Source organism: Rhodoplanes elegans, from assembly GCF_016653355.1.
GTDB classification, from domain to species: Bacteria; Pseudomonadota; Alphaproteobacteria; order Rhizobiales; family Xanthobacteraceae; genus Rhodoplanes; species Rhodoplanes elegans.
Map to the genome: position 1 here is coordinate 29,960 of NZ_NHSK01000164.1, position 12,851 is coordinate 42,810.

Below are 12,851 nucleotides of genomic sequence, written 5' to 3' on the forward strand. Positions count from 1 at the left end.
GGAGGAAATGATGAACGCCATCCGAGCCCTCGCCTTCGCCCTCGCCGCGCTGCCGGCGGTGGCGCCGGCCGCGACCGGGCAGACGTTTCCGAACCGGCCGATCATGATGGTCATGCCGTACTCCGCCGGCGGGCCGGGTGACACGATCACCCGCCTCGTCGCGCAGGGCATGACGCAGACGCTCAAGCAGCAGATCGTCGTCGACAACACGTCCGGCGCCGGCGGCTCGATCGGCAGCGCCAAGGTGGCGCAGGCGGCGCCCGACGGCCATACGCTGCTGATGATCCATGTGAGCCACGCCACCAACCCGGCGCTCTATCCGAAGCTGCCCTACGATCCGATCAAGGACTTCGAGCCGATCGGCCTGGTCGTCGACCTGCCGGCGGCCTTCGTGGCCCGGAAGGACTTGCCGCCCCAGACTTTCGCCGAGTTCCTGGCCTACGTGAAAGCCAATCGGGAGAAGGTCAACTTCGCCCATGCGGGGATCGGCTCCTCGGCTCATCTGTGCGGATTGCTGTTCGGGAGCGCGATCGGGGTCGACATCACCAGCGTGCCGTATCGCGGCGCCGGGCCGGCTCTCAACGACATGATGGGCGGCCGTGTCGACGCGATGTGCGACCAGATCGTCAATGTCGTCCGGCATGTCGAGTCCGGCGGCATCAAGGGCTATGCGGTCACCGGAAGCGAGAAGGCCGCGGCTCTGCCGAACCTTCCGACCGTCACGTCGGCCGGACTGCCGGGCTTCACCTACATGGTCTGGTACGGTCTGTTCGCCCCGAAGGGCACGCCCAAGCCGGTGATTGACACGCTGGTCGCCGCCCTGAACGAGGCCCTGAAGGATCCGACCATCAAGGCGCGCCTCGCCGAGCTGGGCGCCGACACGGTGTCTCCCGAACGCGCCACCCCCGGAGCCCTCGCCGTGCATCTGAAAGCCGAGATCGACAAGTGGGGCCCGGTCATCAAGGCCGCCGGCGTCGTCGGCGCACAATGACGACCCGCGCGGCACCGCCCGGATACCGACTCGAAAGCGACGCTTTCGGCACCGTCGAGATCCCGGCCGATCGTTACTGGGGCGGGCAGACCCAGCGGGCGCTCGGGGTCTTCGTCATCGGCGAGGAGCGCCTGCCGGCCTGCCTGATCCACGCGACCGGCCTGCAGAAGCTCGCCGCCGTCGGCGCCAATCGACGGCTTGGCCAGATCGCGCCCGACCTCGCGGAGGCGATCGCCCGCGCCGCAGCCGAGGTGCGGGAGGGGCGGTTCGACGGGCACTTTCCGCTGCCGGTCTGGCAGACCGGCTCGGGCACCCAGACCAACATGAACGCCAACGAGGTGATCGCCAACCGCGCCAACGAGCTGCTCGGCCACGGCCTGGGGACGCGGTCGCCGGTCCACCCGAACGATCACGTCAACCGGTCGCAATCCTCCAACGACAGCTTCCCGACCGTCATGCAGATGGTCACGGCGCTCGAGTTGCGCGATCGCCTGATGCCGGCGCTGGAGACGCTCAGTGGCGCGCTCGTCGACAAGGTTCGCGCCTTCGCCGACGTCGTCAAGATCGGGCGGACGCATCTGATGGACGCCGTGCCCATGACGGTCGGCCAGGCGTTCGACGCCTTCGCGCGGCAGATCGAGGCGGGCCGGGCGCGGTTCACGAGCACGATGCCGCGCCTTCTGCTGCTCCCGCAGGGCGGCACGGCGATCGGCACCGGCCTCAACGCCCCGCCGGGCTTCGATGCGGCGTTCTGCGACGAGGCGTCCCGCCTCGCCGACCTCGCGTTCCGGCCCGCGGCGAGCAAGTTCGAGGGCATGGGCGCCCACGACGTGCTGGTCGAGGTGTCGGGGCATCTCAACGTCCTCGCCGTCTCGCTCCTGAAGATCACCAACGATCTGCGGTGGCTCGGCTCCGGCCCGCGCTGCGGGCTCGGCGAGATCGTGATTCCCGACGACGGCCTGTCGTCGTCGATCATGCCGGGGAAGCGCAACCCGACCATCGCGGAAGCCGTCGCACAGGCGGCGTTCCAGGTGATCGGCAGCCATGCCGTCGTGACGGCGGCCGGTGCGTCGGGGACCTTCGAGCTCAACGTCGCGAAGCCGGTCCTCGTCTACAATCTGCTCGGCGCCATCCGGCTGATGTCCGATGCGGCGACGCTCCTCGCGACGCGCTTCGTCGCCGGACTCGCGGTCGATCGCGCCCGCCTCGCCGCGAACGTCGACAACGCGCTGCTGCTCACGACCGCGTTGAACCCGGTGCTGGGCTACGATCGGGTGGCGGAGATCACCCGGATCGCCATGCGGGACGGGATCACGCCGCGGCAGGCGGCCGTGTCGGGGGGCTTCATCAGCGAAGCCGACTACGACGCGCGCGTCGACGCGGTTGCCATGGCGACCCCGGCGAAAGCGCCCGGGACGAGCTAGGCCGCGGCCGCCACAGGGGGCGGGCCGGCGAGGCGCTCGACCTCGTCGGCGCTCAGCACCACCCCGTCGAGGCCGAGGCCGGTGAACTCGGTGTTGACCCAGATCACCCGGGCGCGCAGGCGCCGGCCCTCCACCTCGACCTCGCAGACGCCGTTCGGGGCGAGCCCCGGCACGTTGCTGATGCGCAGCCCCGTGGTGCCGAGATCGATCATCCGGCTCGGGTGCGACCGGCCGTTCACCGTCACGGTGACGGCGCGGTCGCATTTGGAGCGGCTCTCGGCCCGACGGTCCTCGACCTCCTTGGCGAGCGCTGCGAGCAGCGTCTCGACCGCGCCGCGCAGGACGCGGGTCGAGCCGACGAGATCGGCCGCGGTGCTGTTGACCATCGCGGCCTCGGCATTGGTGCGCGAGATCGCGTCGGCGACGCCAGTGACGTTGCGGTCCACCTCGCTGAAGTCGACGTTCTTCGAGATCTGGCCGGTCGCGGCGTCCTGCTGCTCGACCGCGGCGGCGATCGAGGTGGTGAGGCCGGCGATCTCGTTCATCCGCACCGCCATGTCGGCGATCGCCCCGACCGCCTGCTGCGAGGAGCGCTGGATCTCGGCGATCTGGCGGGAGATGTCCCCGGTCGCCTTCGAGGTCTGGCTGGCCAGCGCCTTCACCTCGGAGGCGACCACCGCGAACCCCTTGCCGGCCTCGCCGGCCCGCGCCGCCTCGATGGTGGCGTTCAGGGCCAGCAGGTTGGTCTGCTCGGCGATCGTGGTGATCAGCGCGACGACGTCGCCGATGCGGGCCGCCGCCTCGGCGAGGCCGGACACCTCGGAGTTCGCCCGCGCCGCCACGGCGGCGGCGTCGTTGGCGATGCCGCTCGCCCGCGCGGTCTGGCCGGCGACCTCGCGGATCGAGGTGCCGAGCTCGCTGGTCGCCCCGGCGATCACCTGCACGGCGCCGGAGGCGTGGATCGAGGCGGCGACCGCGTCGTCGGCCTTGCGCGCCGCGACGGCGGCGATGTCGCCGAGCGCCGCGCCGGTCGTGGTCATGCGCGCGGCGCCGGCGTCGACCACGGCGAGCGTCCTGCCCACCTGATCGCGGAAATCGTCGATGATCGCCACGAGCTGGTGATGATGGGCGCGCTTTTGCTCCTCGCTCGCCATCGTCTCGCCCTCGAGCCGGAGCCGCTGCAGCGCCGTGTCGCGGAACACCGCGACGGCCCGGAGCATCTCGCCGATCTCGTCGGTCCGGCCGACGCCGTCGAGGGCGACCGAGGTGTCGCCCTGGGCGAGCCGCAGCATGTTGTCGGTGAGGGCGTGGACGTCGCGATGGATGGCGCGTCCGAGCACGATCAGGAGCCCGATGGCGAGGAGCGCGATGCTGCCGCCGAGCAATGCCGACCACAGCAGGCTGTTGCGCGCCTCGGTCGACACCGCGGCGGTGGCGTCGCGCAGGCCGGCCCCGAACGTCTCCTCGAGCGTCTTGAGCGCGTCGATGCGCGCCGTCGACGTCGCCCACCAAGCCTTCGGGTCGACCCCGGCGACCGCGCCCGAGGCGAGGCTGTCCTTGGCGGCGCGGCGGAAGTCGTCGACCGCCGTGTTGGTCGGCGAGGCATCGAAGGCCGCGAGCGCCGCGACCGCAGTCGGCCCGCCCGCCATGCGGGCGACGCCGAACCAGTCGCCCTGGCGTCCGCCGAGCCGGGCGTAGAGCGTGTAGTCGTCGGGCGTGAAGCGGCCGGCCGAGAAGCCGCGCGCGCCGGTCGCCCGCTCCAGACCGGCGAGCTCCTTGGCCGCGACGATCGCCTTGTAGGACAGCGCCGCGCGGGCGATGCGGGCCTCGTCCGTCAGGGTGCCGAGGCGATCCAGGACGGCGATCAGGCGGTCGATCACGGCCGTGTAGCTGCGCGCCACCTCGACGCCGCCGATCGAGAACCCGTCGATCGTGGTGCGCAGCGGCGGCACCTGGTCGAGCGCGCCGGCGGCGTCGCGCAGCGCGGCGGCGAGCCCGGGATCGGCGCCGGCGACGCCCGTCACGGCGGCCCGGAAGCCGGTCGCGGCCGCGTCGGTGTCGCGCCGCTGGCGCGGCACGATGTCGGCGAAGACGGCGCCCTTCGACGCCGCATAGGTCGAGGAGGCGCCGCGCTCCTTCTGCAGCTCGTGGACGAGCCCGCCGATGGTCGGGGCGACCGTGACCAGCTCGGCGACGCGCTGCGTCTCGTCGAGCCGTGTCCAGGCGCCGTGCACCTGCACGGCGGCGAACACGCCGAGCCCGGCGACCGGCAGCAGCGACAGGATGGCGACCTTCATCGAAAGCTTCATGAGACGACGTCGCGGCGACCGGCCGCCTCCCGTGCGGACAGGATCGGTGAGAATGGCTGGACTGAACGGAAATGCGGACTGACGTCGGTGTCGCCCGGCAGAGCAGGGGCACGGCGCGCCGTGGCCTCGTAGCAAAAGCTATGATGTCTTGATTAATGGAGAGTAACGGGCGGTAATTTTAGGGTGTCTGGGGAAACACCAAGATGTTTTGTGCTTTCGCCTATTACAATTGGGCTATTTATACGGTGATACCTCTTTCGGGTGACCGATGGGCGGCGGCTATAGCTCCGACCGGCGACGCACCGGCGATCACGCGCCCGCCGGAAACGAAACGGGGCGCCCCGTGGGCGCCCCGTGCATCGTGATCCGACCGCGCGGGCCGGAGAGGTCTCGCCTCACACCCGACGGGCGATGTCGGTGTACTCGCGGCGGGTGGCGCCGGTGTAGAGCTGGCGGGGACGGCCGATCTTCTGGCTCGGATCCTCGATCATCTCCTTCCACTGGGCGATCCAGCCGACCGTGCGGGCCAGCGCGAACAGCACCGTGAACATCGAGGTCGGGAAGCCCATCGCCTTGAGCGTGATGCCCGAATAGAAGTCGATGTTCGGGTAGAGCTTCTTCTCGATGAAGTACTCGTCGTGGAGGGCGACGCGCTCGAGCTCCATGGCGACCTCGAGCAGGTCGTCGTTGACGCCCGTCTCGGCCAGCACCTTGTGGCAGGTCGTCTGCATGATCTTGGCGCGCGGATCGTAGTTCTTGTAGACCCGGTGGCCGAAGCCCATCAGGCGGAACGAGTCGTTCGGGTCCTTGGCGCGGCGCACGAACTCCGGGATGCGCTCGGGCTTGCCGATCTCCGACAGCATCTTCAGCGCCGCCTCGTTGGCGCCGCCGTGCGCCGGGCCCCACAGGCAGGCGATGCCGGCCGCGATGCAGGCGAACGGGTTGGCGCCCGACGAGCCGGCGAGCCGCACCGTCGAGGTCGAGGCGTTCTGCTCGTGGTCGGCGTGCAGGATGAAGATGCGGTCCATGGCGCGGGCGAGGACCGGGTTCACCTTGTACTCCTCGGCCGGCACGGCGAAGCACATGCGCAGGAAGTTCGCCGAGTAGTCGAGCTCGTTCTTCGGATAGATGAACGGTTGGCCGATCGTGTACTTGTAGGCCATCGCCGCGATGGTCGGCATCTTGGCGATCATGCGGATCGAGGCGACCATCCGCTGGTGCGGATCGGAGATGTCGATCGAGTCGTGATAGAACGCCGACAGCGCGCCGACGCAGCCCACCATGACGGCCATCGGATGCGCGTCGCGGCGGAAGCCCTGATAGAACCGGGCCATCTGCTCGTGCACCATGGTGTGGCGGGTGACGCGCAGGTCGAAGTCCTTCTTCTCGGCGGCGGTCGGCAGCTCGCCGTAGAGGAGCAGGTAGCAGGTCTCGAGGAAGTCGCCGTGCTCGGCCAGCTGCTCGATCGGGTAGCCGCGGTAGAGCAGGACGCCTTCGTCACCGTCGATATAGGTGATCTTCGACTCGCAGCTCGCGGTCGACGTGAAGCCGGGATCGTAGGTGAAGATGCCGGCCTTGCTGTAGAGCTTGCTGATGTCGAGGACATCAGGGCCGATGGTCCCTTGATGGATCGGGAACGTACAGCTCTCGCTGCCGATCGTGAGGGTCCCGGTCTTCGTGTTGGCGCCCGATTTAGCGTCCATAGGCTCCTCGGATGTCAGGGGTCGAGCGAGCACACGCGGGCTCGCGCCGGCGGGCGGTCCACGGGGTACTTCTGCGCCCAGCCGAGCCCTGCGTACCGCATCTCGTGCAGTGCGGCAAGGTGACGCCACGGGCGCCGCGGACGCGTGGCTAAACGCTCGACATACAAGGCGATATGGGGACGTGACCGCCCTGCCGGAAGCGCCCGGGGCGGGCGCCGGCCGGTTGGCGTCATTGATCGCGATCAAACATCCGGCATCGGGCCGGCCGGACCGCCGTCCGTTCAGGCCTCGGACGCGACCGTCGCCAGGCCGGCCTGGTCGGTGAGGCGGCCGAGGCACTCCTCGCGGCCGAGCGTCGCCAGCACCTCGAAGATGCCGGGCGACGTCGCGCGGCCGGTGAGGGCGGCGCGCAGCGGCTGCGCCACGGCGCCGAGCTTGAGACCCTGCTCCTCGGCGAAGCTGCGCACCGCCGCCTCGGTCGCCTCGGCGGTCCACGGCTCGACCGGCGCCAGCGCAGTCGCGAGCCGTCCGAGCACGGCGCGGGCGTCCGCGGTCAGCAGCGCCTTCGCCTTGTCGTCGAGCGCGATCGGCCGGTCGGCATAGACGAAGCGCGCCTGCTCGACGAGATCGACCAGCGTCTTGGCGCGCTCCTTCAGGCCCGGCAGCGCCAGCAGCAGCTTGTCCCGCAAGGCCGGCGTCAGCTTGCGGGCGAGCTCGTCGCCCTGCGCCATGTGGGGCAGGAGCTTCTCGATCTCGGCCAGCAGGGCGGGCGCGTCGAGCTGGCGGATGTAATGCCCGTTGAGGCTCTCCAGCTTGGCGAAGTCGAAGCGCGCCGGCGAGCGGCCGATCTGGGGCAGGTCGAACGCCGCGACCATCTCCTCGGTCGAGAAGATCTCCTGGTCGCCGTGGCTCCAGCCGAGCCGGACCAGATAGTTGCGCATCGCCGCCGGCAGGTAGCCCATGGCCCGGTAGGCGTCGACGCCGAGCGCGCCGTGCCGCTTCGACATCTTCGAGCCGTCCGGCCCATGGATCAGCGGGATGTGGGCGAAGGTCGGCACCGTCCAGCCGAGCGCGTCGTAGATCTGCTTCTGGCGCGCCGCGTTGGTGAGGTGGTCGTCGCCGCGGATCACGTGGGTGACGCCCATGTCGTGGTCGTCGACCACCACGGCCAGCATGTAGGTCGGCGTGCCGTCGGAGCGCAGCAGCACGAGATCGTCGAGGTTCTCGTTCTGCCAGACGACGCGGCCCTGCACCTGGTCGTCGATCGCCGTCTCGCCGATGAGCGGTGCCTTGAGGCGGATCACCGGCTTGACCCCGGCGGGCGCCTCGGAGGGATCACGATCGCGCCAGGTGCCGTCATAGAGGCGGGTGCGGCCCTCGGCCCGCGCTTTTTCCCGCATGGCGTCGAGCTCGGCCTGCGAGGCGTAGCAGCGGTAGGCTCCGCCGGAGGCGAGCAAGGTCTCGACGACCTCTCGGTGCCGTGCTGCGCGGGAAAACTGGTAGACGGTGTCGCCGTCCCAATCGAGGCCGATCCAGGCGAGGCCGTCCAGGATGGCGTCGATCGCGGCTTGCGTGGAGCGCTCGCGGTCGGTGTCCTCGATGCGCAGCAGCATCTTGCCACCGCGGGCGCGGGCGTAGAGCCAGTTGAACAGCGCCGTGCGGGCCCCGCCGATATGTAGGAAGCCGGTCGGGGAGGGGGCGAATCGGGTGACGACGGTGTCTTGCGTCACGGTGTCTTGCACGGCGGTGTCGGACACGAGGCTCTCGGAAGGCTGTCGGCCGCGCGCGGCCGGGAAAACGGGCGCGCCCCTTTAGCACAGAAGTGCGGGCACGCAATCGACGCGTCGGGCGAGGGGCCGGGCGAGGCCGGCCGGCGGGGCGGGACCCCGGCCGGAGGGCAGGGGCCGATCGCCCTTGGCGCCCCTGCCCGAATTTGGCACAAGACCCGGATGTGTGCCGCTGCGCGCGACTCGTGCGGCGGTACGGGACCACGGGACACCGACGTCCACAGGACAGCGACAATGACGGCAGTCGAACCGGTCGCCGCCGAAGCGGGCCGCGACTTCATCCGCGACATCATCCAGGCCGACCTCGAAACCGGCCGCCGGAGCGAGGTCGTCACCCGCTTCCCGCCGGAGCCGAACGGCTATCTGCACATCGGGCACGCCAAGTCGATCTGCCTCAACTTCGGCGTCGCGGCCGAGTTCGGCGGCCGCTGCCACCTGCGCTTCGACGACACCAACCCGGTGAAGGAGGAGCAGGAGTACATCGACTCGATCGAGCGCGACGTGCGCTGGCTCGGCTTCGATTGGGGCAAGCATCTCTACTACGCCTCGGACTATTTCGAGCAGCTCTACGGCTGGGCCGAGCACCTGATCCAGGCCGGCAAGGCCTATGTCGACGACCAGACCCAGGAGGAGATCCGCGCCACCCGCGGCACCCTCACCGAGGCCGGCACCGACAGCCCGTTCCGCAACCGCTCCGTCGCCGAGAACCTCGACCTGTTCCGCCGCATGCGGTCCGGCGAGTTCCCGAACGGCGCCCGCGTGCTGCGGGCCAAGATCGACATGGCGTCGGGCAACATCAATCTGCGCGACCCGGTGCTCTACCGGATCCTCCACGCGCATCATCCGCGCACCGGCAACACCTGGTGCATCTATCCGAGCTACGACTTCGCCCACGGCCAGTCGGACGCGATCGAGCACATCACGCACTCGATCTGCACGCTCGAGTTCGAGGACCACCGGCCGCTGTACGACTGGTTCATCGAGAACCTGCCGGTGCCCTCGAAGCCGCGCCAGTACGAGTTCGCACGGCTCAACATCACCTATCTGGTGCTGTCGAAGCGGGTGCTGACCACGCTGGTGCGCGAGAAGTACGTCACCGGCTGGACCGACCCGCGCATGCCGACGATCTCTGGGCTGCGCCGCCGTGGCGTGCCGGCCGAGGCGCTGCGCGACTTCGCCAAGCGCATCGGCGTCGCCAAGGCGAACAGCGTCGTCGACATGCAGATGCTCGACTTCTCGATCCGCGAGGTGCTGAACCGCACGGCCGAGCGCCGCATGGCGGTGCTCAAGCCGCTCAAGGTGGTGATCGAGAACTATCCGGAAGGGCAGAGCGAGACGCTCGAGGCCGTCAATCATCCGGACGACCCGGGCAAGGGCACGCGCAAGCTCACGTTCTCGCGCGAAATCTATGTCGAGCGCGACGACTTCCAGGAGACGCCCGTGAAGGGCTTCTTCCGCCTGTCGCCGGGCCGCGAGGTGCGGCTGCGTTGGGCCTATTTCATCACCTGCAAGGAGGTGGTGAAGGATGCCTCCGGCGAGGTGGTCGAGCTGCGCTGCACCTACGATCCCGCGACCAAGGGCGGCAACGCCCCGGACGGCCGCAAGGTCAAGGCGACCATCCATTGGGTCTCGGGCGTCGACTCGATCCCGGCCGAGGTGCGGGTCTACAACAACCTGTTCAAGAACCCGGCGCCGACGCCGGCGACCTTCGCCGAGGACCTCAACCCGCAGTCGCTCGAGGTGTTGACCGGCGCCCGGCTGGAGCCGTCGCTCGCCGACGTGCCGGTCGCGCAGGCCGTGCAGTTCGAGCGCCAGGGCTATTTCTGCCCGGACGAGGACTCGCGCCCCGGCGCCCTCGTCTTCAACCGCACCATCGGCCTGCGCGACACCTGGGCGAAGGTGCAGAGCGGCGGGTAGGGGGACTTCAACCCTCTCGCTTTGACTCCTCTGCCTTGCGCCGTCGGAGGTCTCGTGTCCCGGGCGCGGCGCAACGCGCCGCGAACCGGGACCCAGGGGCCACGGACGAGGGCTCGCCGTGCCGGTCGGCGTTCTGCGTCGTGCGGCCCGTCGTGCGGCCCTGGACCCCGGCTCTGCGGCGCATCAGGCCTGCGGCCTGCCGCGCCTGGTCCGGGGCACGAAGCTATCCGTTCCCGCAGGAGAACGGTGACGGACTATTTGTTTCCGTTGTGTTCATCCTGAGTATCCCGGAAAACTAGAATACGCTTCAGGCTCCAGCCAACCGCGGAGTGCCGCATGGCGGAGCCGGGCAGGGGGCCCGCACGGACGCGCGGGCGCGTCGGCGTCCTTCCGGTCGGCCCGCGGCCGCAGCCGGGGGCCGGGGCGGCGGGCGGCCGCGCGTATCCGCTTCCGGTGCGGCTCGGCGACCTCGCTCATGCCGGCGGCCGGATCCTTGCCGGCTGGGCGGCCGCCGAGGTCGAGCCCGGGCGGCTGTTCCCGTGGCTGGCGATCGGCGTCGCGCTCGGCATCGTCCTCTATTTCGCCGCGGAGACCGAGCCGGCCTTGTGGGCGGCCGCAATGGCGTTCGCCACCGCGCTCGGGCTGGTCGTCGCGACCCGCCGGCGCGCCGCCGTGTTCGCGGCGATCGGGATCGCCGCGGTCGCAGCCGGGTTCCTCGCCGCGACCGTGCGGGGCCGCGTGGTCGACGCCCCGGTGCTGCGCCAGCCCGCGTTCGGGGCGAAGCTCACCGGCTTCGTGGAGAAGCGCGAGGAGCGCGAGAAGAGCGACCGCATCGTGCTGCGGGTCGCGGCCTTCGAGATGCCGCGCGGCGGGCCGGTCGCGGCCGGCCTGCGGCCGGAGCGCGTGCGGGTGTCGGTGCGCAAGGGGACGGCGCCGCCGGTCGGCGCCCATGTGGCGCTGACGGCGCGGCTGTCGCCACCGCTCGCGCCACTGCGGCCGGGCGGCTACGACTTTTCCCGCGACCTCTGGTTCCACGGTATCGGCGCCTCGGGATTTGCGCTCGGCGCCGTGCGGCCGGCGCCGGCCCCGGTCCCGCCGGACCTGACCTTGCGTGCTGCCGCCGCGATCGATGATTTGCGCGAAAGCATCGACGCGCGCATCCGCGCGGCGCTGCCGGGCGACGCCGGCGCCATCGCCTCGGCCCTGATCACCGGCAAGCGCGACGCCATCTCGGCCTCGGTCAACGACGCCATGTACGTGTCGAGCCTCGCCCATGTGCTGTCGATCTCGGGCTATCACATGGCCGTGGTCGCCGGCCTCGTCTTCGTGGTGCTGCGGGCGGGTCTCGCGCTGGTGCCGCGGCTCGCGCTGACGCGGCCGATCAAGAAGTGGGCGGCCGGCGCGGCGCTCGTCGCGGCGGCGTTCTACCTGATCCTGTCGGGTGCCGAGGTGGCGACCCAGCGCGCCTTCGTGATGACGGCGATCGTGCTGTTCGGCGTGATGGTCGACCGCCGCGCCGTGACGCTGCGCACCCTCGCCGTCGCGGCGCTCGCCGTGATGCTGCTCACCCCGGAAGCCGTCGTGCATCCGAGTTTCCAGATGAGCTTCGCCGCAACTCTGGCGCTCGTCGCCGTCTACGAGAAGGGGCTGCCGTGGCTCGCCGCGGCCCCGCGCAGCGCGCTCTCCGCGCGGCTCGCGTTGTGGGGCGCCCGCGAGATCGTCGCCCTGATCGTCGCCTCGCTGGTCGCCGGACTCGCGACCACGATCTTCGCGGCCTACCACTTCCACCGCGTCGCGCCCTACGGCGTGCTGGCCAATCTCGGCGCCATGCCGGTGGTCTCCGGCTTCGTGATGCCGGTCGGGATCGTCGCGCTCGTCGCCATGCCGTTCGGCTTCGACGGTCCGCTCTGGCGCCTGATGGGCGCCGGCATCGACTGGATGACGGCGGTCGCCCAATGGGTCGCGGCGCTGCCCGGAGCCGTCGGCCGGGTCCCGGCCTTCGGAGCCGATGCGCTGCTGGTCGCGACCGCGGGCCTCGTCGTGCTGGCGCTGCTGCGCACGCCACTGCGGTGGACGGGCGCGGCCCTGCTCGTCGTCGCCATGCTGCTCGCCGGCGCTTCGGAAAAGGCCGACGTGCTGATCGCGCCCGGCGGCGAGGCCGTGGCTGTGCGCGGCGCCGACGGCCGGCTCACGGTCCTGCGCATCGGATCGCTCAACTTCGCGGCGCGCGACTGGCTCGCCGGCGACGCCGACGCGCGGCCGCCCGACGGGGCGGAGGTCGCCGCGGGTTTCGCCTGCGATCCGGCCGGTTGCGTCGCCCGCCTTGGCGACGGGGCCGCCGTGGCGGTAGCGCGCACCGCCGAGAGCTTCGCCGACGACTGCGTTCGTGCCGCCCTGATCGTCGCGCTGCGCGATCCGCCCGACGGCTGTCGGGCGACCGTGATCGACCGCGCCATGCTGAAGGACACGGGCGCGCTGGCGCTGCGGCGGACCGCAGATGGTTTCGCCGTCACCCGCACCCGCGCGCCGGGCTACGATCGACCGTGGTCGCCGGCGCCGACCGCCCCGGCTCGGCCCGCTCTTCCTTCTGCCGGCGGCACGGCCGCAGGCACGTCCCGCTCGGCTCCTCCGCCCGATGCCACCCCGGCGATCGAGGACATCGATCCGGACTGAGCGGCGACGCGAGCACGCACGGCATCGCGTCCCGGGCGAAGACCCGG

At 70.9% G+C, this 12,851-nt stretch carries 7 protein-coding genes; 4 read left to right on the forward strand and 3 right to left on the reverse strand.

What is annotated here, in order from left to right:
- Positions 1 to 10 precede the first annotated feature (10 nt).
- Positions 11 to 991 (forward strand): tripartite tricarboxylate transporter substrate-binding protein, encoded by a 981-nt coding sequence (locus tag CCR97_RS20625; RefSeq protein ID WP_111355693.1) that lies wholly within the window; start codon positions 11 to 13, stop codon positions 989 to 991.
- Positions 988 to 2,415 (forward strand): class II fumarate hydratase, encoded by a 1,428-nt coding sequence (locus CCR97_RS20630; RefSeq protein ID WP_111355692.1) that lies wholly within the window; start codon positions 988 to 990, stop codon positions 2,413 to 2,415. Before CCR97_RS20625 ends, CCR97_RS20630 begins: the two co-directional genes overlap by 4 nt.
- Here the strand turns inward: CCR97_RS20630 and CCR97_RS20635 are convergent.
- The 3 genes from CCR97_RS20635 to gltX all read right to left on the reverse strand — a co-directional run bounded on the left by CCR97_RS20635 (position 2,412) and on the right by gltX (position 8,157).
- A complete protein-coding gene (locus CCR97_RS20635) occupies positions 2,412 to 4,724 on the reverse strand; it encodes a methyl-accepting chemotaxis protein (RefSeq protein WP_201159797.1) in 2,313 nt (770 codons plus the stop codon). The genes CCR97_RS20630 and CCR97_RS20635 overlap by 4 nt on opposite strands.
- A 395-nt stretch (positions 4,725 to 5,119) precedes the next feature.
- The gene (gene gltA / locus CCR97_RS20640) at positions 5,120 to 6,427 is read right to left on the reverse strand and encodes a citrate synthase (protein ID WP_111356411.1); all 1,308 of its coding nucleotides are present in this window, start codon (positions 6,425 to 6,427) and stop codon (positions 5,120 to 5,122) included.
- Positions 6,428 to 6,708: 281 nt separating this feature from the next.
- Positions 6,709 to 8,157 carry a glutamate--tRNA ligase gene (gene gltX, locus CCR97_RS20645; RefSeq protein ID WP_111356413.1) on the reverse strand — a complete coding sequence of 483 codons (1,449 nt, stop codon included), beginning with the start codon at positions 8,155 to 8,157 and terminating at the stop codon, positions 6,709 to 6,711.
- Between the two features lie 291 nt (positions 8,158 to 8,448).
- Here gltX and CCR97_RS20650 point away from each other — a divergent pair, with 291 nt between their 5' ends.
- Both CCR97_RS20650 and CCR97_RS20655 read left to right on the forward strand, forming a co-directional pair.
- Positions 8,449 to 10,131 (forward strand): glutamine--tRNA ligase/YqeY domain fusion protein, encoded by a 1,683-nt coding sequence (locus CCR97_RS20650; RefSeq protein ID WP_111356410.1) that lies wholly within the window; start codon positions 8,449 to 8,451, stop codon positions 10,129 to 10,131.
- Between the two features lie 336 nt (positions 10,132 to 10,467).
- Positions 10,468 to 12,804: a ComEC/Rec2 family competence protein gene (locus tag CCR97_RS20655; RefSeq protein WP_201159798.1), complete on the forward strand. Its 2,337-nt coding sequence runs from the start codon at positions 10,468 to 10,470 to the stop codon at positions 12,802 to 12,804.
- Positions 12,805 to 12,851: the final 47 nt, after the last annotated feature.